Source organism: Bifidobacterium eulemuris, from assembly GCF_014898155.1.
Taxonomy (GTDB): domain Bacteria; phylum Actinomycetota; class Actinomycetes; order Actinomycetales; family Bifidobacteriaceae; genus Bifidobacterium; species Bifidobacterium eulemuris.
The window spans coordinates 1,878,543-1,898,301 of record NZ_CP062938.1; the positions used below are offsets into that span (position 1 = coordinate 1,878,543).

Here is a 19,759-nt window from a genome sequence, read left to right on the forward strand (position 1 = left end):
TTTGTATTTGGTTATGTTTGGAAAAACGTTGAAAAATCAAGGAAAATAGGATGGGCTGGTGCCGATGTTCTGTGTTTGTGGGCAGAAATTATTGCTATCGTTTGCAAAATCGTCGATTGTGGTGCACAATAGATGCTGTCGAGGGTTGTAATGGTGCCGCCTCGGCGCCAGGTTCCGGCAACAGCCGGGCAACTTGATAGAGAAAGGTTCGACGATGAATCGTACAGTCAAAGCGGCGGTCAGCATGATCGCGATCACAGCCATGTCCATCGGCGCGCTTGCGGCATGCGGAAGCAGCTCCGCCAGCGACTCCGAAGGCAAGGTCTACTTCTTGAACTTCAAACCGGAGGCCGCCGATCAGTGGACCGCGCTGGCCGAGGCGTACACCGATGAGACCGGCGTCACTGTGGAAGTGCAGACGGCGGCATCCGGAACCTACGAGCAGACGCTGAAGTCGGAGATCGCGAAAACGGACGCCCCCACCCTCTTCCAGGTGAACGGCCCTGTCGGCTACCAGAATTGGAAGGGCTACACCGCCGACATGAGCGACACCGAGGTCTATAAGCAGCTGCAGAACCAAGATGTGGCGCTCACCGACGGCGACAAGGTCGTCGGCATTCCGTATGTGATGGAAACCTACGGTCTGATCTACAACAAGGACATCCTGAACAAGTACTTCGCGCTGGACGGCGCCAAGGCCACTTCCATCGAGGACATCGACTCCTTCGACGCGCTTAAGGCCGTGGCCGACGACATGCAGTCGCGCAAGGACGAGCTCGGCATCCAGGGCGCGTTCACCTCGGCCGGCTTCGATTCCTCCTCCGACTGGCGTTTCAAGACCCATCTGGCCAACCTGCCGCTGTACTACGAGTTCCAGAAGGATGATGTGACGGAGCAGCCGGCCACCATCAAGGGCACGTATCTGAACAACTACAAGAACATCTTCGACCTGTACATCACCGACTCCACCACCGAACCCACGCAGCTGAGCTCCAAGACCGGCGACGACGCCAACTCCGAGTTCGCGCTCGGCGAGGCCGCCTTCTACCAGAACGGCACCTGGGCGTGGACCGACCTCGAGAAGGCCGGCATGACCGCCGACCAGGTGGGCATCATGCCGATCTACTTCGGTGTGGACGACGCGAACGAGGGTCTTGTGACCGGTTCCGAGAACTACTGGTGCATCAACGAGAAGGCTTCCGAAGCCGACCAGAAGGCCACCGCCGACTTCCTGGCCTGGGTGATCACCTCCGACACCGGCAAGAAGGCGCTGAGCGAGGATATGGGCTTCACCACCCCGTTCAAGACCTTTGACGACGTGGAAACCGCCAACCCGCTGACCGCCGCCGCCGTGGAGGATCAGGCTTCCGGCAAGACCCAGGTGAGCTGGAACTTCACGATGATGCCGTCCGAGGAGTGGAAGAACCAGCTCGGTTCCGCACTGCTCGAATACGCGCAGGGAACCGGTGACTGGAGCGCTGTGGAATCCGCTTTCGTGGACAACTGGGCCACCGAGTACGCCAACGCCAACAGCTGATCAAGCGAGTCCGCTGATTCGCTGAATCCCGCCTAAAAAAGGGGGAGGTGGTTCAATCTGAACCGCCTCCCCCTTTCGTCGTCTTGATGAGGCCGTCTTGTCTCGTCATCTCGTGGAGATTTCGGCTTCGCTGCACTCCGCGCAGCGTGACGAACAATCATTGGCGACGTCGCCCCGAGCGGAGGCTAGAGAGCGCCCTTTTAGGGTGACGGCGGCTATGCTCCTGCGCGGACCCGACTGGGCAATATGAAGCGTGCCACCTTCCCCGAGCGCAGTTATGCTCCTGCGCGGACTCGGCTGGTGCTCGCCCGCACCACTAGCTGCGCGGGGAACACGCGGAACGGGGTGTCCGGAGTTTCGCCGTCGATGAGCTTGAGCGTGGTGCGTGCCGCCTCCTGGGCCATCAGAACCGGATCCTGCCGGATGGTGGTCAGGCCGATGTCGTCGGTGTAGAAGCTGTCGTCGTAACCGATAATCGACACGTCGCCGGGCACGGAGAATCCGTTGCGCTCCAGCTGGAACAGCAGCGGCAGGGCGATGCCGTCCTCCTGGCAGGCGATGGCGGTGGGCATGGAATCCATGCTCATCAGTTGCGTTACGGCGTTGGCGATGCGGTGCTCGCCCTCATGCACGTCGATGACATGCGGTGTGATGCCCTCCTTGGCGCACACCTCCATAAAGGAGTCGAAACGCTGCTGCACGCTGAAATGCAGCGAGACGTCGCGGTTGGTGCGCACATAGGCGATGTTGCGGTGGCCGAGCGCGATAAGATGCCGGGCGGCCAGCGTGGATCCCTGAACGTCGTCGATGTTCACCGCGGCGGTGAACCCGCGCTCTTGGGGCAGCACCGAGTTGATGCCCACAATCGGCACTCCCACGGACGAAAGCTTGGCGATTTCGTTGTTGTCGATATCGAACGAGGCGACGATCACCGCGTCGGCGTTGCGGCGCACGGGAAGCATCTCGAAGAACTCCTTGCGCTCCTCGATGCTGGAAATCTGAAAAATCGAAATATCGTAGCTGTTCGCATGCAGCACCTGATTCAATCCCTCGATCACCGAAGCGCTGAACCACAGGCGGATATGGTCGCTCATCAGCAGCGCGACGCGCAAGGATCGGCCGGATTTGAGCGCGGCGGCGGATCGGGACAGGGAGAAATGCAGCTCGTCGGCGATGCTCAGCACGCGCTCGCGCGTGCGTGCCGACACCAGATCGGATCTGGTGAAGGAGCGGGAGACGGTGGAGATGGAAACCCCGGCGGCCTTCGCCACATCCTGAATGCTTGAGCTCATCGATTCCTCTGTGTGCTGTATGAACGGTGGGTGCGCTCGCGGGCGGCTGTGCGGCGGCCCTGCGAGCGGATTGTTCCAGCATACATGGCAATACGAGAATCGCTGAATATGAAAACGATTGATATACAAACGTTTGCAATACGCGAATAATGGGAAAAAATCGCGTCATTTGGGTAATTTTGGCGCATTGCAACAGTGTCAAATGATCGTGTTTTGTCATTTTTTCAGCTGAAAAAATGACAACGTTTGACAGATGAGTTGCAGGCAACTAGCATGAGCATAAACCGGTTGTTCCTCGGCTGCCGTATCACCGGTGGGCCGCGGGGCGAACCGTACGGACGCCACCTCGCACGATGCCGTGCGTGGCAAGGCTCAACGAGGAGGAAGGCACGCAATGATCAGCATGGCCGGCAAAGCGGTGCGAAGGTGGTGGGCGCTTTTCGCGCTTCCCACATTCGCGGCGTTCATCATAGGATTCGTCATCCCATTCATCATGGGCGTATACCTGAGTTTCTGCGATTTCACCACGGTGACCGACGCCGAATTCATCGGCTTGGGCAACTACGCCAAAGCCTTGCAAGACAGTGAGTTCGTGCATGCGCTCGGCTTCTCGACCGCCCTGACCGTGGTCACCACCATCGTGATCAATGTGGCCGCGTTCGCCGTGGCCTACATGCTTACGAAGAAAATCAGGGGATCGAATATCTTCCGTTCGGTGTTCTTCATGCCCAACCTCATCGGCGGCATCATCCTGGGCTATATCTGGATGCTGCTGCTCAACGGCGTGCTCGCGCACTGGGCCAAGTCGCTGACCTACTCCGCCACCTACGGCTTCTGGGGTTTGGTCATTCTGGTCTGCTGGCAGCAGATCGGCTACATGATGATCATCTACATCGCCGGCCTGCAGTCCCTGCCCACCGACGTGCTCGAAGCGGCCGCCGTGGACGGCGCGTCCGGCACCCAGACCATGTTCCGCATCATCATCCCGCTCATGATGCCGAGCATCACCGTGTGCTCCTTCCTGTGCGTAACCAACGGATTCAAGCTGTACGACCAGAACCTCGCACTGACCAACGGCGCGCCGAGCAATATGTCGGAAGGCCTGGCCATGAACATCACCCGCACCTTCTACGGCCGTGTGGGCTGGGAAGGCGTGGGACAGGCCAAGGCGGTGCTGTTCTTCGTGCTGGTGGCCGTGGTCGCGCTGATCCAGAACAAGCTCACGACAAGCAAGGAGGTGTCCGCGTGATGAACGAGGGCAAGAAGTTCAAGCACGGCGGACTATGGACCGCGCTGTTCACGGTGATCTCGCTGGCGTGGGTGTTCCCCATCGTGCTGGTGGTGATCAACTCCTTCAAGCAGAAGGCTTATATTTCAAAGAACGCGTTTTCGATTCCGGCTGGCAAGGCCTTCGTCGGCTTCGAGAACTACGCACGCGGCATCGAGGTCACGGATTTCTTCGCCAGTTTCGGCTGGACCGTGATGATCACCGTCGGTTCGGTGCTGCTGATTCTGCTGTGCACCTCGATGTGCGCGTGGTGGATCGTGCGCGTGAACAATTGGGCCGCCAAACTGCTGTACGTACTGTTCCTGTTCAATATGATCGTGCCCTTCCAGATGGTGATGTTCACCCTCTCCAAGCTCGCCGACATGCTGGGGCTCAACACCCCGTGGGGATTGTGCTTCGTGTATCTCGGCTTCGGGGCGGGACTTGCGGTGTTCATCTTCACCGGCGTGGTCAAGGGCATTCCGGTCGAATTGGAGGAGGCCGCGATGATCGACGGCGCCTCCGTGCCGCGCATCTTCTTCCAGGTGGTGGTGCCGATTATGCGGCCGTCCATCGTGTCGGTGGCGATTCTGCAGGCCATGTGGATCTGGAACGACTACCTGCTGCCCTACCTCACGCTGGATCTGCGTCACTACAAAACCATTTCGGTGGCCATCCAATACCTGAAGGGCGGCTACGGCTCCGTGGACATGGGTGCCATGATGGCCTGCCTCGTCCTGGCGATCATCCCCATCATCGTCTTCTATCTCATCTGCCAAAAGCACATCGTCAGCGGGGTAATGGCGGGAGCCGTTAAAGGTTGACGACTGGCGTCGTCAACCTTTGGTGGACGCCCCGGTGGGGCGTCCACAGGCTCCCGCCTGAGCGAGGCGGCAGCCGAGCGAAGGTAGCATTGAGCCCGCCGGAGGCGGTCCATAATTGCAGGACGGAGCTGTCAAGGGGTGACGACTGAGAAGGCCGTCCTCCGCTTGGGTGCGGAGGACGGCCTTTTGTGGATGGAAGCTGTTACTTCAGAATCCAGGCGGCGGCGTCGGTGGGGAGTGTGCCGTCCTCGCCCAAGGCGACGGAGGCCAGTACGACCTCGCCTTGCGGCAAGGCGATCGGCTCCTTGCCGAAGTTGGTCACGCAGACCAGCTTGCGGCCGTCCGGATCGGCGCTCGCGCGTTCGTACGCCACCGCGTCGGCGCCCATGTCGAGCACCTCGGCCGTGGTGTCTCCAGTGGTGGTGAGCAGCCGGGCGCGCAGCGCGATCACCTCACGGTAGAGGCTGAGCATGGAATCCGGATCTCCGTCTTCAACGTCCGCCGCATACTGCTGATACCACAGCGGCTGCGGCAGGTGCGGATCGGCGGACGGCGTGCCGTCGGCGCGCGTGGCGGGGGAGAATCCGAAGGATGCTCCGGTGCCGAACTGATGCTCGTCGGAGGGGCTCCACTCGGCCACTTCGGGCAGGTCGGCGGCGGTCCACGGCATCGGCACGCGGCAGCCGTCGCGTCCCTTATCTGTGTAGTTGCGGTGCGTGTTGAACGCGGTTGGATCCTCCAAACGGTCCCACGGGATATCCGCGACTTCGAACAGGCCAAGCTCCTCGCCCTGGTAGACGTACACCGAGCCGGGCAGGCCCATCTCCATCACCACGGCGGCGCGGGCGCGGCGCGTGCCGAGTTCGCGGTCCTCCGTGTAGCTTTCGCCGTTGCGGGTCAGCCAATCGTGCGCCAGCTGATGATGCGCGGGGGCCTTCACCTGCGGCAGGCCGTAGCGCGAGGGGCTGCGCGGCACGTCATGGTTGTTCATCACCCATGTAGTGGTGGAATCGCCGGTCTGGGCGGCGGATTCCAAGCCCTCCGCGATGGCGGCGCGCATCTCATCCGCGGACCAGTTGGCCTTGGCGAACTCGAAGTTGAACACCTGCCCCAGCTCGTCGGTGGAGGCGTACAGATGCTGGTGCTCGGGCACCACCCACGCCTCGCCCACCGCGAAACGCGGCGGATCGTACTCGTTGAACACCTCACGCCATTCACGGTAGATGTCGTGCACTTCGCGCCGATCCCACAGCGGGTCGGAGAAGTCGTGGCACAGGCACCGCTGCACGGAATACTTGCGGCCGAGCTCCTCCAGCGGCGCCGAATCGAGATCCTTGGCCAAGCCGTGCGCCACATCGATGCGGAAGCCATCGGTGCCGTGGTCGGACCAGAAACGCAGCGTGGTTTTGAATTCCTCGTGGATGTCCGGATTGTTCCAGTTGACGTCGGGCTGCTCCTTGGCGAACAGGTGCAGATACCACTGGCCGTCCTCGACGCGTTCCCACGCCGGGCCGCCGAACATTCCCTGCCAGTCGTTGGGCGGCAGTTCGCCATTCTCGCCGCGACCCTCGCGGAAGATGTAGCGGTCGCGTGCGGCGGATCCTCGTCCGGCGGCCAGCGCCTCCTGGAAGAACACATGCTTGTCGGCGGTATGGTTTGGCACGATGTCGACGATCACCTTCATGCCCGCCTCATGCGCGGCTTCGGCCATGCGGTCGAAATCGTCCATGGTGCCCAGCCGCGGGTCGACGTTGCGGTAGTCGATCACGTCGTAACCGCCGTCCGCCAGGTCGGAAGGATAGAAGGGGCTCAGCCAAATCGCGTCGACGCCGAGATCCTTCAGATAGTCGATTTTCTCGGTGACGCCGGCGATGTCGCCGAGACCGTCGCCGTTGACGTCTTTGAAGCTGCGCGGGTAGATCTGGTAGACCACCGCCTGCTTCCACCAGTCGTCGTTGAGATTGTTGGCGGTCATCATGCTTCCTTTCCTGTGGTCGGGTGTTGCGGTTGTGATGACAACGATACCATGCGAAATCATAATGAAACTAAAAACACGCTAAAATCATGATGGTAACGTGGTCATATTATGGTCATTCTTGGTCAAACTTGGTCATGGGTAGAATGGAACGCGGAACGCTGGGCGACATGAGGAGGACCATGGGCTGGTTATCACCGGATTCCGGACTGATGCGAGGAATCAGCGACGCCGTCGACGCCGTATGGATCAACATCCTGATGCTGGTCACCTCAATTCCCATCGTCACCATCGGCGCGGCGCTCGCCGCCGGACATGACGCGGCGCGACGCTCCCTCGACGGTGAGGGGCACGTGACCTCCAACTACTTCAAGGCGTTCAAAGAGAACCTTCCCAAAGCCACGTTGCTGTGGCTGCCGTATCTCATTGTCGCCGTCGGACTGGCGTACGCATGGGTCGTGCTGCAGATCACGCCGCTGCTCATCCCCAAATTCGCGCTCACCATCCTGTGGGTGATCGGATTCGAATGGACCTTCGCCCTGCAGGCGCGCTTCGAGAACGGCGTAGGCGTTACGTTGCGCAATGCCTACGTGTTCGGCGTCTCCAAAATCGGCTACACGCTGGCACTCGCCGCCATCGACGCCGTGTTCGTCGGGCTGTTGGTCGCCTCATGGTTCCTGATGCCGCAGGGGCTGTTCCTGCTGCTGGTGTTCGGCTACGGCACCATCATCATGCTGCATGTGCCGATTCTGGAATACGCTTTGCGTCGCTATACCGCCGGCGAGGAGAGTCCGTCCAGCAGCTTGTGACGCAAGAGGCTTGAGATCCTTCGACTGCGTTCGCTTCGCTCTCTGCGCTCAGGATGACGACGGAGTGTGAGCGTCATCTTCTGCAAGGTGGCCGATGTACGCTCGTTCCCTCCGCTCAGGATGACGGTGAGGCATGGGCCTCACCGTTTGCAAGGTGTCGACGTTCGCTCCGCTCAGGATGACGGGCTGGTGGGTGGTGGGGCGGTGGTGTCGCGCAGAATAAGCGGGGCGTCGGGCGTTTCGAAGGGTGTTTCGATCGGCTCGTCGGCGATGGCCGCCAGCGTCTTCTCCGCGGCCAGCGACCCCATGGCGAAGGGGTCCTGATGGATGGTGGTCAGGCCCACCTGCGCGGCCAAGTCGATGTCGTCGAATCCGATGATGGACAGATCCCGCGGCACCTGCCTGCCGTAGCCGCGCAGCCGGTAGAGCACGGGCAGCGCCAGCTCATCGTCCTGAAAACAGACCGCGGTCAGCTCGGGTGAGGCGGAAAGCACGGCATTCAGCGAGGAGTTGACGTCCAGCTCGCTGCGGTTGATCATCAGGGGAACGGCCTCGACACCGTCATGCCGCGCGCACGCGTCGATAATGCCCTGCAGTCGAGCCTCGGCGCTGAACCGCATCCCCGAGCGCGTGGCGGTGCCGCCGACGAAGGCGATATGGCGGTGGCCAAGCGCGATGAGATGCTCCGCGGCCCGGCGTGAGGCGGCATGGTCGTCGATGCTCACACCCGCGTCGAAACCCTCGGAGGCGGGAATGTTCACGCCGATCACCGGCACACGCATGTTCTTGAGCCGCTCCACCTCGTCCGGTTCGATGTTGAACGAGCTGACGATCACCGCATCCGCATTGCGCCGTACGGGCAAGTCCGCGAAGAAGCGTTGGCGTTCCTCGACGCTGCTCATGGGGAATGGCGCGATGTCATACCCCGCGGGGCGCAATACCGCGTCGAGGCCGGCGAACACATTCGCGTTGAACCACGTGCTGATGCGCTCGCTGGCCAACAGCGCCACGCGCAGGGTCTGCCCCGATTTGAGCGCCGCCGCCGAACGTGAGACGCGGTATTCAAGCCGTTCTGCCGCGGCCAGCACCTTATCGCGGGTGTCGGGCAGCACAAGGTCCGGCTTGGCGAAGGTGCGCGACACCGTGGAGACGGATACGCCGGCGGCTCGCGCCACCGCCTGAATGCTTGCTTTCGCCATCATCCCTCCTCTCGACGCCGATGCTGTGCGTGAGAAGGAACGGCGACAAGGCCGTTCCATGCTGTGACAACGATATCATCAGTGGAGGCGTCTCGGAAACCGCGTCTGCCCACCGGAGGGTCAGCGCTCGCCGCGCATCACCGCGCACAGGGAGCGCATGCGCGGCAGCGAGAACACCTCGTCCGTATGCACCACCCGGCCCTGCTCGTCGGTCAGCGGAATCCGCCAGTTCGGATACTGGTACGACGTGCCCGGCTGGTTCTGCGAGCGGTGCTCGTCCACGCCATCCACCAGCGCCGCCTGCAGCAGCAGCGAGGGCGTCTTGGTGAGCATCGCATGCATGGCCTCGACGATCTGCTGCTCGTGCGCGCTCACGTCGGCCGCGACGTCGGGCGAAATCAGGCCTTCATCCATCAGTCGTGCCATCATCGCATCGCGTTCCGCCGTGGCCGAACGCTGGAACACCTCCACCGGCTCGGTGAGCAGCTGCAGCCGCTCACGCAGGCGCACGTGCTCAAAATCCAAATAGCCCGCGGTGGGCGGCAGGTCATGCGTGGTCACCGACGCCAACGCCTGCCGGCGATAGTCACTGGGCGGCAGATACGGGTCTCCCGCGGTGCCGGAATTATCCACGCGTGCGAACCATTCGACCTCGGTGCCCAGCACGCCGCGTTCGGCAAGAACCTGCCGCACATAATCCGGCACGGTTCCCAAATCCTCGCCGATGACCATGCCGTTCGCGCGTGTGGCCTCGATGGCCAGCACCGACAGCATCGCGTCATGGTCGTAGGTCACATAGGCGCCGTCCTTGGCCGTGTGTCCGGCGGGAATCCACCACAGGCGGAACAAGCCCAGCACATGGTCGATGCGCACGGCGCCGGCGTGGGCAAAAATCGAACGCACCATCTCGCGGTAGGTCAGGTAGCCGGTCTCCTCCAGGTAATTCGGATTGAACGGCGGCTGGCCCCAATCCTGGCCCTGCTGGTTGTAGAAATCGGGCGGGCAGCCCACGGTCACGCCGGTGACGAAACGTTCGGGGTTGGCCCACACGTCCGCGCCGAGATCGTGCACGCCCACGGCCATGTCATGCATCAGGCCCAACGCCATGCCCGCATCCTTCGCGGCGCGCTGCGCGTCATCCACCTGCTCGCAGGCGATCCACTGCAGCCAGCGGTTGAACTCCAGCAGGTCGGCGTGCTCGCGGGCGAGTTCGGCGACCTCGGGGGAATCCGGCGCAATGGTCGAGAACCAAGGATTGTCGCCCCAAGGCGCGCCCCAGACCTCGAAGGCCACGCACCATGTTGCGAAGGAATCCAGATCGGGGCCGGACTGGCGCTTGAATTGGGTGAACGCCGCTTCTCTCTCGGGGGAGCGGGGGTGGTCGAAGATCGCGCGCAACGCCTGGCGTTTGGCATCCCATGCGGCGTTGATATCCATGGGATTGGGGTCGTCGTTGCGGGCGGCGATGCCGGCGTGCAGGCCGTCCACCTGCGCGCGCTCCGCCTCGTCGAGATCGTCATACTCGGGAATATCCTGCGGGCGGATGTAGGTGGCGTTGAGGAATCGACGCGACTCAGGCAGATAGGGCGAGGGCTCCAGCGGGGTGATGGGGGCGCAGGCGTGGATCGGGTTGATGAGCATGAAATCCGCGCCGTTCTTCGCGGCGTCGGCGGCCAGTCGGCGCAGGTCGCCGTAATCCCCCACGCCCCACGAATCATGCGAGCGGACGGAATACAGCTGCGTCATCCAGCCCCAACGCCGATGCTCGGCCACGGTAGCGGGGAGTGGAATGCGTGCGGGGGCGCAGATCACCGTCGCAGAGGCGCTCTTTCCGTTCGCATCGATGGCAAGCGTATGGTATCCCGCCGGCAGATCGTCGGGCAGGGTGATTCGGGTTTCGCCGGTGCTGGGGTCGACGGTCGCCTTCAGCTCGCGTACGGCATCGTCTCCGTTCGGGGAGTCCAGCGTGAGCGTGACGATGGTGGACTCGGCGGCGAGGTTCACCGTGATGGACCGCGGCTCGCCGACGTGGGCCACAATGGTCGGCGGGAGCGGTCTTTCGCTCGCGGCCTGTTCGACGTGGGCCAGAGACCGGTCGATGCTTTCGGGCGAGGATGCGTCGACGCCCAATGCCTTGAGCACGCCAACCAGCGCCTCATCGGTGTTTTCGACATAGTCGCCCACCTGATCGATGTACGAGGTGGAGACGCCGCAGGCCTTGGCCAAACGGATAAGCGGGCGAGCGAGACGCTCGGGGTTTTCGAGAAGGGGAACGGAATCGACCATGTGTGGCTCCTATGCTGGTTGATATCGCTTCATGTGTTGCAAACGTCCGTCAATTTTCCTCGACATTGACCTTGTCGGATGTTTGTGAATGCTTTGGTATCTAAAAGATACATTGTTTTGACAACGATTGCAAACAATATGATTGAGTGTGCGTTGCGCGCCGATGGCGGGAAGGTGCGTCAGAACGCGGCGAACACAAGCAGTACGGCGGGGTACAGCGCGTAGAACAGCCACTGCACCCAGGGCTTGTTCGCGCGGTCGTATCCGAGCCTGCCGTTGCGGTAGTGCAGGATGGCCACGCCGAACGCCGGCAGAATGCAGAAGAGGGCGCTGCAAGCGGCGGCGAGCATCATCATCGTGTTCTCCCGCGCGGACAGGTAGCGGAAGATCAGCGCCAATACCACAATCAGCACGCCCTCGTTCATGATCTGCTGTCGCAGTCCGATATGCCCCAGCAGCATCCAAGCCAGCGCGGCCACCGCGACGACGACGCCGACGGCGCGGCGGGTAACGGCCGGGCGGTCGCGGAACGCGTCGATCAGCGCCAAGGCGACCACAACGATGGCCAACGCGAACACCGGATTCTGCGAACCCCAATCCACCGCCTTGCCGGTGGTGGCCAGATCGTACGGCACCTCCGAGATGACGGCCAGCGCGAGCAGCCGCACGGCATACCAGCGCACGTCACGCGTATGCCGGTAGCCTTCGACCGTCAGCCATGCGTACACCGGCACGGCCACCCATGAGACCGCCTCGCACAGCACGGCGACGGTGAGATTCGTCATATCCACGTCGGCCGCGTCCAGACCGGAGAGTCCGGTGGGGAACACGACCCCACCCACGCACGACAGCGCCACGAGAACGATGCCGACGATTTTGAGGCGGAGATAGGACAGCCCACGCGCGGGGTGGGCGGCTTGCTGCTGGTTCATGGATTCCTCCTAGGCGCGGCGCCAGATGGCGAAGGTGTGCGGCGGCAGGACGATGCGACGGTCGGTGGAGGCGGCGGGCCTCTCCGCTCCGGCGCAGTAGGCGCAGACCCAGCCGTTGGGCGCTATCTGCGCGACCTCATCATACGGACCGGCGATCTCCAGCGGCTCTGTGGGCTGCGTGAGCGTGTCGTCGGTGGGGTTGATGGCGATGCAGTCGTTGCCGACGCGGAACACCACCGCCGCGTCCTCGCGGGGCATCACCATGCGGGCCCCTCCGAAATACGCGGGATTCTCGCGTCGGGTGCGGATGAGTTCGCGGTAGTGCTCCACCAAATCGGCCATCCGCTCGGCACGACGCCAGTCGAGCTGATTGAGCTGGGCCGGACTGGAGAACGAGTCGGAGACGCCGTGTTTGGTGCGGGCGAACTCCTCGCCGGAGAGCAGGAACGGCACTCCGGCCGAGGAGAACACGATGCCGGCGGCCAGCAGATTCGCCGCTTTGAGGTCGGCGCGGTCCTCGCCTTGCGCATCGTAGTCGGCAGCGGTGGGCATGCGGCGGGTGGCGGCGCACATCTTGTCCCACAGGGTCAGATCGTCATGCGCGGAGACGTACTGGATCACCTGTCCCACGCTGGCCAGTTCGCGAGAGGTCCCGCGCCAGGCGTCCACGGCGGAGCGGATGTCGTCGGCGTAATCGCCGGCTGCGCCGGTCAGATAGCCCGGCACCCACTGGTAGAACACGTGGCCGCGCACCGCGTCCCGCGTCGAATCGCAGAACGCGCCGATGCGGGGGCTGAGGCGGGCCAGGCCGCGCTTGTCGGCCAGAATCGTGCCCGCGACCGGGTCGAGCGCGCTTTCGCGTGCCGCCCACGGCTCTCCGTGCATCAGAATCGTCGCGCCTCCGGGCAGCGCGTCGAGCGCGGTGCGGATCGCGTTCATCGTGTCCACATCAATCAGTCCCATCAGATCGAAACGGAATCCGTCGATGTGGTATTCGCTCGCCCAATAGGTCACCGAATCGACGATGTATTTGCGCATCATCGGATGCTCGCTGGCCACATCGTTCGTGCAGGCGGAACCGTCGGCGAACGAGCCGTCGGCGCGGCGGCGCAGCGCATAGCCCGGAATCATGCGCTCGAACCAGTTGTCGGTGGAGAACATGTGGTTGTAGACCACGTCCATGATGACCTTGATTCCGGCGGCGTGCAGCGATTGGATCATGCGCTTGCATTCCCTGATGCGCGTCGCGCCGTCGAAGGGATCCGTGGAGTACGAGCCTTCGGGAACGTTGTAGTTGAGCGGATCGTAGCCCCAGTTGAAGCTGCGGTCGGGGGAACCGAGGGGAACGGATTCGTCCACCGAACCGTAGTCGTAGAAGGGCAGCAGCTGCACCGCGGTGACGCCCAAACGCTTGAGATAGGCCACGCAGGTGGGGAACCGCCCCTCGCCATCCACACTGGTGTCGCTGTGCGTGAACGCGAGGTAGGTGCCGCGGTGCTCGGCCGGCACGCCGGAATGCTCGTCATGGCTGAAGTCGTTGATATGGGTCTCCCAGATCACCAGCTCGTGGGAGGCGACGTGCGGGCGGCTGTCGCGCGACCAGCCCTGCGGGTCGGTCAGCGCGAGATTCACCACCATGGACCGCCGGCCGTTGACGCCGGCGGCGCGGGCCCACGGATCGGCTGTGCGGTGGGTGGTGCCGTCGGCGAAACGGACGAGATAGTCGTAGTAGATGCCGTGTCCGATGCCGTCGCAGCGCACCAGCCATGTGCCCTGCGCTCCCGGGGTCAGCTCGTGGCATTCCTGCGGGTCGGCGCATTCCTCGGGACTTCCGGCCGCGAACAGGCGCAGCGTGACGCCGGTGGCGGTCGGAGCCCACACGCGGAAGGTGGCTCCTTTGCCATCGGGGATCGCACCGAGGTCGTCGTCGGCGTAGACCGGATAGTCGGGGCAGGGGAGGGCCGGCTCGGCGGGAGTCCACTCGGCCAGGGCCAGCGCGCGGATTGGTTCGGACACGGCGTTGTTCCTTTCGGTATCGCGAATCGAAGGCGGGCGGGACGTCAGCCCTTGACCGCGCCGGACATCGATTCCTGGTAGTACTTCTGCATCACGATGAAGAGAACCGCGATGGGGATGGAGATGACCACGGCCGCGGCGGCGAAGCGGGCGAACCAGTCGTTGAGGTACTCACGCGTGAGCATCTGGTACAGACCCAACGCCACCGTGTAGTTGTCCTGAGTGCGGCAGATCGCCTTGGCCATCACGAAGTCGAGCCACGGGCCGAGGAACGCGGTGAGCGCCTGGTAGACGAGCATCGGCTTGCAGACGGGAATCGTGATTTTGGTGAACACCTGCCAGCGGGTGCAGCCGTCGAGATACGCGGCCTCGTCTAGCGACATCGGAATGGTGTCCATGTAGCCCTTCATCACGTAGAAGCCCGCGCCCGCGCCGGCCGAATAGACCAGAATCAGCGCGATGGTGACGCCGACGCCCTGCGTCAGCCCCATGGCCTTGAGGATGAAGTAGATCGCGACGACCGACATGATGCCGGGGAACATGCCCATGATGAGCACCACGTTCATGAAGGTCTTGCGGAAGCGGAAGCGCAGGCGGCTCATGCAGAACGCCACGCACAGCACGAAGAACACGTTGATCGCGCACACGACGATGGCGATGACCAGCGTGCGCATGAACATCGCGGGGAAGTCGAGCACATGCTTGTCGGTGAACAGCTGCACGTAGTTGTCGAGCGTGTATTCCGTGGGGAAGAACGTCTCGTTGTAGGGGCCAGTGTTCTTGTTGAAGCTTTCCAGCACCACCCACACGATCGGGATCACCCAGACCACGGCGAGCACGGCCAGCAGCAGGTGCGACAGCACATCGCCGACGATGCGGCGCTTGCGCTGGTCGTGGAGGAACGGGATCTTGCCGGAGTCGGTGGACGCGGCTTGCATTGCATGGCTCATCGGAAGCCTCCTTCATCCTTGTAGGACGCGCTGGAACGGTAGGTGATCAGCGAGACGATCGCCAGGGTGATGAACGTGAAGATGCCGATGACGGCGCCGAGGTTGTAGTCGCCCTTGTCGACCGTGAGCTTGTACAGCCAGGTGATCAGCAGGTCCGTCTTGCCGGCGGTGGCGCCCACCGGCGTCGGGTTGCCGTTGGACAGCAGGTAGATCACGTTGAAGTTGTTCACGTTGCCCGTGAACGTGGTGATGAGGTACGGGGTGAGCACGAACACCAGGTACGGCATCGTGATTCTGGTGAAGGTCTGCCACCAACTCGCGCCGTCGATGCGCGCGGCCTCGTACTGTTCGGCGGGGATGTTCTGCAGGATGCCGGTGATCTGCATGATCGTGAACGGGATGCCGATCCACAGGTTCACGACGATGACGGTCACGCGCGCCCAGGTGGCGTCGGTGAAGAACGGCAGCGCCTCGTCGATCCAACCCCAGTTCATCAGCAGGCGGTTGATCGCGCCCTCCGGCTGGAGCATCTGGTTGATGACCAACAGGGAGACGAACTGCGGCACCGCGATCGACAGCGAGAACACCGCGCGATAGAATCCCTTGAGATGGGTGGTGGGGCGGTTGATGATCATCGCCAGGAACAATCCCAGGAAGAAGTTGAGGAAGGTGGCGAAGAACGCCCACACCAGAGTCCATGCGAGCACCTCGCCGAACAGGCTGGCGTTGACGGCGCCGTCGGCGCTGAACAGCTGGCCGAAGTTCTTCAGACCCACCCAGTCGAACAGCAGCACATGGTCGGAGTCGTAGTTGGTGAACGCCATGCACATCATGAACAGCGTCGGCAGGATCGAGAAGATGAGGATGCCAAGCACCGGCAGCGCCATCAGCGAGACTTGCGCCTCACGGTCGGTGATGTTGCGCCAATCCTGGATGAAGTCCGGGGCCTCACCGGTTTCAGCGGCCAGTAGCTGCGCCTTGTAGGCGGAGCGCACCGCGTACGCCCAGAACACGACGAACAGCAGGGTGATGAAGATCGTGGCCATGCCATAGAGCAGCACGATCACCGAATTGTCGCCGGGGGTGTAGTGCCAGTATCCGTCGATTTTCTCGGCGGTCTGCTCGCGCCAGCCCAACGAGGGGATCATCGCGAGGTTCTCCGCGCCGGAGGTGACCATGAACGCGATGTAGGCGACTTCGACGGCGAGGAACAGCAGGCCTTTGAGAATCTGCTTGCGGGCGATGTTGCCCGCGCCCAGAATGAGGAACGACAGGCGGGTGAAGGCGTCGCCGTCGGTGAGGGCCGCGCGCAGGGTGTATCGCGACGGCGGGATGTAGTCCGCTTTGCGGCGGATCAGTGCGCACCGAACAGGGCGAGCGCTGGTTGTTGCTTCCATGTTGGGAACCTTTCTTCTTGGCGGCCTACATCAGGCTGGCGTAGGAGGCCATCCATTTGTCGGTCAGCTCTCGCGCGTTGTCGTGGGTCACCTCGTTGCCGAGGATCGACTTGCCGAAGTTCTCGCACGGGCCCCAGAAATTCGACATCTCGGGGATGGAGGGCTGCACCACGGAGGTGCGGGCGATGGTGTCGAGCTGGGCCTTGGCCACGAGGTTCTCGGCGATTTCGGGTTCGGAGGCGAGCGTCATGTCGGAAGGGATGGTGCCGCGCATCTCATAGTGGGCCCTCTGCGACTCGGTGCTGGCGAGGAATGCGGCGAACTGGTCCGCGGCCTTCGGATGCTTGGTGTACGGGTTCCATGCGACCACGGTGGAGCCGGCGAAGGACTTCATCTGGGTGGGGGTGCCGTTGAGGTTGAACGTCGGCAGGGCGGCCACGCCGTAGTCGTCGCCGAGGTTCTCCTTGACCGTCGGCTCGTCCCAGGAGCCGGAGAACACCACGTCCACCGCGCCCGACTTGAGGCCGGCCAGGCCGGAGCCGTTGGAGTCGTTGACGAAGTTCGGGTTGTTGCGCAGGTCGATCAGATATTTGGTCACGGCCTCGCCGATGTCGCCGCCGAACTGCACGCCGGCCTCGCCGTCGGTGCCGTCCTCGCCGAACAGCGTGCCGCCCGCGCCCATGTAGAAGGCCGGCAGATACCACGAGTTCGTCAACGGGAAGGAGACCTTGCCCTTGGCGAGCATCGCGTCGAGCGAGGTGATGTCCTCTTCGGTGAACTTGCTCTTGCGGTAGTACATGAACCAGGTGTTGCCGCCGAACGGCGCGCCGTACAGGTATCCGTCATCGCCTGTGACCGACTGGATCATCGACTCGCTGCCCTCGTACTGCGTTTCGATCTGTTCGACCGCGTCGTCGCTCATGCGGCGATGGCGTTCGCCTCTTTGAGGGTGCCCAGCTGGTCGCTCGCATACATGAACACGTCCGCGGCCACGGTCGGATCCTGCTTGGCGATGGTGGCGGCGTCGGCGGACGAGACGACCTGGTTGTTCCAGGTGATGTCGTATTCGGGGTGGAGCTCCTCGAACTCCTTCTCCATCGTCTGCAGCCATGAGTCCTCGTTGAGCTGGTCCTCCTGCGAGGCCCAGACCACGAGCGTCATCCTGCCTTCGTCCCCGGCCGTCACGTCGCCGCCGGAGCCGCAGGCGGTCAGTCCGCCGGTGAGCAAAGCGCATGTGGCGAGTGCGGCGACGGCTGATCTCCATCGTGCAATCATCGTTGATTTCCTTTCTTCCACGCCGGCGTGACGTCGGCGTCCAATACGGCCCGCCCGCGCGTCCATGCGCGTCCGAGTCGGATTGCTGTTCATAATGTAGCGCATTTCTGCGAACGTATGCAAATTGGTGTGATGGGTGTGTTGCGGCTTGAAAGCATTGATATTTGGCTTGTCTGGGAAAAAACTGTATGTGGAAGAATTGACAGCGTTCGCAGAAAAACTTTTTTGCAGGTATACTGCAAAGCATCTCGCGCTGTCCGTCAAAGAATCGAGGAAGAACATGACCAACGCGACCGAATCGATCGAACCGGCCGAACTCCCCGCGCGCCCGCGGTGGCTCGCCGACGCCCGGTTCTATGAGATCTACCCGCAAAGCTTCGCCGACTCCGACGGCGACGGCATCGGCGACATCCCCGGCATCATCTCCCGGCTCGACTACGTGCGGGACCTCGGCTGCAACGCCCTATGGCTCAACCCCTGCTACGATTCGCCGTTCAAAGACGCCGGCTACGACGTGCGCGACTACAAGAAGGTCGCGCCCCGCTACGGCACCAACGACGACCTCGTCGCCTTGTTCGACGCGGCCCACCGGCGCGGCATGCATGTGCTGCTCGATCTCGTGCCCGGGCACACCAGCGAGGAGCATGACTGGTTCCTCGCCAGCGCGAGGCCGGACCCGAACTCGCGCACGGTCGTCGATGGCGGGACGGGCCGCGTCGAGAACGTCTCCGAACGGTACCTCTGGACCGATTCGTGGATCTCCGGCGCCGACGGACTGCCCTTCATCGGCGGGGAGAGCGAACGCGACGGCACCTATGTGCTCAACTTCTTCAAATGCCAGCCCGCGCTCAACTATGGATTCGCGCACCCGAAGCACGGTTGGCAGAAGCCCGCGCTCGGCCCCGACGCGCTCGCCACCTGCGAGGCGCTGCTCGATGTGATGCGCTTCTGGCTGGACCTCGGGGCGGACGGGTTCCGCGTGGATATGGCCGACAGCCTCGTCAAACACGACGAGGAGGGCAAGCCGTTCACCATCCGCACCTGGCGATGGATGCTCTCGCGCATCCGCTCCGAATTCCCCCAAGCCGCGTTCGTCTCCGAATGGGGCAGGCCGCGTGAATCGATGGCCGCGGGATTCGACATGGACTTCTACCTCGACTGGCGCTGGGGCGGCAATCCCAACGGGTACAACCTGCTGCTGCGCAACACGGACACCCCGCTTCGCCACGAGGGTGACTCCAGCTATTTCAACGCCGATTCCGGCGCGTCCATCAAGCCGTTCCTCGACGAATACCTGCCGCAGCTGGCCGAAGCCGAACGGGCCGGAGGCTGCTTCGACCTCATCACCTGCAACCACGACACCCTGCGCACCGCCCAACGCCTGACCGAGCGCGAACTCAAGCTCGCCTACGCGACCCTGTTCACGATGCCGGGCACGCCGTTCCTCTATTACGGCGACGAGATCGGCATGCGATACCGTCCCATCCCCGCCAAGGAGGGAGGCTATGTGCGCACCGGCTCGCGCACGCCGATGCAGTGGGACGCGACCGCCAACCTCGGCTTTTCGAGCGCGCCCGCGGAGAATCTGTATCTGCCGGTCGACCCGTCCGCGGACGCGCCGACCGTCGCCGCGCAGGACGCCGACCCCGACTCGCTGCTGTGCTGGGTGCGCGCGATGCTGCGCACGCGCGGCATGGTTTCCGCGTTGCGCGCCGACGCCGGCCTGCGCGTGATCGCCGCCCCCGAACATGGGCGGCTGTTCGCCTTCGAACGGTTCGATAACGCCTCGCCATCGGAGGGGCGCGTGCTCGTCGCGGTCAATCCGGGGCGTGGCGAGGAGCGTTTCGAATTGCCGGATGGGCGTGGAGTCGTCGGCGATGTGCTAGCATCACTTGGCGAACACCGTATGGAGCGCGGCTCGGCGACGATGGGGCCGCAAAGCTTCGCGATGTGGCGGCTGCAATGACGCGGTCGTGACGCAACATCCACCAGGCAGGCAA

General features: G+C 63.2%; 13 protein-coding genes and 1 pseudogene. 5 read left to right on the top strand and 9 right to left on the bottom strand.

Annotated elements, in window-relative coordinates; all coding sequences use genetic code 11:
* Nucleotides 1–193 precede the first annotated feature (193 nt).
* Nucleotides 194–1,537: an ABC transporter substrate-binding protein gene (locus BE0216_RS07975; protein WP_169714293.1), complete on the top strand. Its 1,344-nt coding sequence runs from the start codon at nt 194–196 to the stop codon at nt 1,535–1,537.
* A gap of 275 nt (nt 1,538–1,812) precedes the next feature.
* Here BE0216_RS07975 and BE0216_RS07980 read toward each other — a convergent pair whose 3' ends face one another.
* Nucleotides 1,813–2,829, bottom strand: a complete 1,017-nt coding sequence (locus BE0216_RS07980) for a LacI family DNA-binding transcriptional regulator (protein WP_094637439.1) — start codon at nt 2,827–2,829, stop codon at nt 1,813–1,815.
* A gap of 394 nt (nt 2,830–3,223) precedes the next feature.
* Between BE0216_RS07980 and BE0216_RS07985 the strand changes: the two genes are divergently transcribed.
* Together BE0216_RS07985 and BE0216_RS07990 are read left to right on the top strand one after the other, a co-directional pair.
* Nucleotides 3,224–4,078 (top strand): carbohydrate ABC transporter permease, encoded by an 855-nt coding sequence (locus tag BE0216_RS07985; RefSeq protein WP_094637440.1) that lies wholly within the window; start codon nt 3,224–3,226, stop codon nt 4,076–4,078.
* A complete protein-coding gene (locus tag BE0216_RS07990) occupies nt 4,078–4,920 on the top strand; it encodes a carbohydrate ABC transporter permease (RefSeq protein ID WP_094637441.1) in 843 nt (280 codons plus the stop codon). Before BE0216_RS07985 ends, BE0216_RS07990 begins: the two co-directional genes overlap by 1 nt.
* Before the next feature lie 202 nt (nt 4,921–5,122).
* Here BE0216_RS07990 and BE0216_RS07995 read toward each other — a convergent pair whose 3' ends face one another.
* Complete coding sequence (locus tag BE0216_RS07995) at nt 5,123–6,895, bottom strand: glycoside hydrolase family 13 protein (protein WP_094637442.1); 1,773 nt, start codon at nt 6,893–6,895, stop codon at nt 5,123–5,125.
* Nucleotides 6,896–7,077: 182 nt separating this feature from the next.
* On the opposite strand from BE0216_RS07995, the gene BE0216_RS08000 reads away from it, so the two are divergent.
* Nucleotides 7,078–7,704, top strand: a complete 627-nt coding sequence (locus BE0216_RS08000) for a DUF624 domain-containing protein (RefSeq protein ID WP_094637443.1) — start codon at nt 7,078–7,080, stop codon at nt 7,702–7,704.
* Between the two features lie 173 nt (nt 7,705–7,877).
* Here BE0216_RS08000 and BE0216_RS08005 read toward each other — a convergent pair whose 3' ends face one another.
* The 7 genes and pseudogenes from BE0216_RS08005 to BE0216_RS08035 all read right to left on the bottom strand — a co-directional run bounded on the left by BE0216_RS08005 (nt 7,878) and on the right by BE0216_RS08035 (nt 17,759).
* Nucleotides 7,878–8,903, bottom strand: coding sequence for a LacI family DNA-binding transcriptional regulator (locus BE0216_RS08005; RefSeq protein WP_094637444.1), 1,026 nt, complete (start codon nt 8,901–8,903; stop codon nt 7,878–7,880).
* A 120-nt stretch (nt 8,904–9,023) separates the two neighbouring features.
* Nucleotides 9,024–11,189: a 4-alpha-glucanotransferase gene (gene malQ / locus BE0216_RS08010; RefSeq protein ID WP_094637445.1), complete on the bottom strand. Its 2,166-nt coding sequence runs from the start codon at nt 11,187–11,189 to the stop codon at nt 9,024–9,026.
* A 179-nt stretch (nt 11,190–11,368) separates the two neighbouring features.
* Nucleotides 11,369–12,121, bottom strand: coding sequence for a TraX family protein (locus BE0216_RS08015; RefSeq protein ID WP_094637446.1), 753 nt, complete (start codon nt 12,119–12,121; stop codon nt 11,369–11,371).
* Between the two features lie 9 nt (nt 12,122–12,130).
* Nucleotides 12,131–14,137: a type I pullulanase gene (gene pulA / locus BE0216_RS08020; RefSeq protein WP_094637447.1), complete on the bottom strand. Its 2,007-nt coding sequence runs from the start codon at nt 14,135–14,137 to the stop codon at nt 12,131–12,133.
* Nucleotides 14,138–14,181: 44 nt separating this feature from the next.
* Entirely contained in the window at nt 14,182–15,087 is a 906-nt protein-coding gene (locus BE0216_RS08025; protein WP_094637448.1) for a sugar ABC transporter permease, read from the bottom strand.
* Entirely contained in the window at nt 15,084–16,484 is a 1,401-nt protein-coding gene (locus BE0216_RS08030) for a carbohydrate ABC transporter permease (RefSeq protein WP_094637449.1), read from the bottom strand. The genes BE0216_RS08025 and BE0216_RS08030 overlap by 4 nt, the downstream gene beginning before the upstream one ends.
* Before the next feature lie 25 nt (nt 16,485–16,509).
* Nucleotides 16,510–17,759: pseudogene (locus tag BE0216_RS08035) on the bottom strand (extracellular solute-binding protein).
* A 280-nt stretch (nt 17,760–18,039) separates the two neighbouring features.
* Between BE0216_RS08035 and BE0216_RS08040 the strand changes: the two are divergent.
* Entirely contained in the window at nt 18,040–19,725 is a 1,686-nt protein-coding gene (locus tag BE0216_RS08040) for an alpha-amylase family glycosyl hydrolase (protein WP_094637450.1), read from the top strand.
* Nucleotides 19,726–19,759 lie beyond the last annotated feature (34 nt).

Bases quoted from the DNA above. Each gene is read 5' to 3' on its own strand.
- BE0216_RS07985 (WP_094637440.1), top strand. From the start codon at position 3,224: ATGATCAGCATGGCCGGCAAAGCGGTGCGAAGGTGGTGGGCGCTTTTC.
- BE0216_RS07990 (WP_094637441.1), top strand. From the start codon at position 4,078: ATGAACGAGGGCAAGAAGTTCAAGCACGGCGGACTATGGACCGCGCTG.
- BE0216_RS08000 (WP_094637443.1), top strand. From the start codon at position 7,078: ATGGGCTGGTTATCACCGGATTCCGGACTGATGCGAGGAATCAGCGAC.
- BE0216_RS08025 (WP_094637448.1), bottom strand. From the start codon at position 15,087: ATGAGCCATGCAATGCAAGCCGCGTCCACCGACTCCGGCAAGATCCCG.
- BE0216_RS08015 (WP_094637446.1), bottom strand. From the start codon at position 12,121: ATGAACCAGCAGCAAGCCGCCCACCCCGCGCGTGGGCTGTCCTATCTC.
- BE0216_RS08040 (WP_094637450.1), top strand. From the start codon at position 18,040: ATGACCAACGCGACCGAATCGATCGAACCGGCCGAACTCCCCGCGCGC.
- BE0216_RS07980 (WP_094637439.1), bottom strand. From the start codon at position 2,829: ATGAGCTCAAGCATTCAGGATGTGGCGAAGGCCGCCGGGGTTTCCATC.
- BE0216_RS08030 (WP_094637449.1), bottom strand. From the start codon at position 16,484: ATGGAAGCAACAACCAGCGCTCGCCCTGTTCGGTGCGCACTGATCCGC.
- malQ (WP_094637445.1), bottom strand. From the start codon at position 11,189: ATGGTCGATTCCGTTCCCCTTCTCGAAAACCCCGAGCGTCTCGCTCGC.
- BE0216_RS07995 (WP_094637442.1), bottom strand. From the start codon at position 6,895: ATGACCGCCAACAATCTCAACGACGACTGGTGGAAGCAGGCGGTGGTC.
- BE0216_RS08005 (WP_094637444.1), bottom strand. From the start codon at position 8,903: ATGGCGAAAGCAAGCATTCAGGCGGTGGCGCGAGCCGCCGGCGTATCC.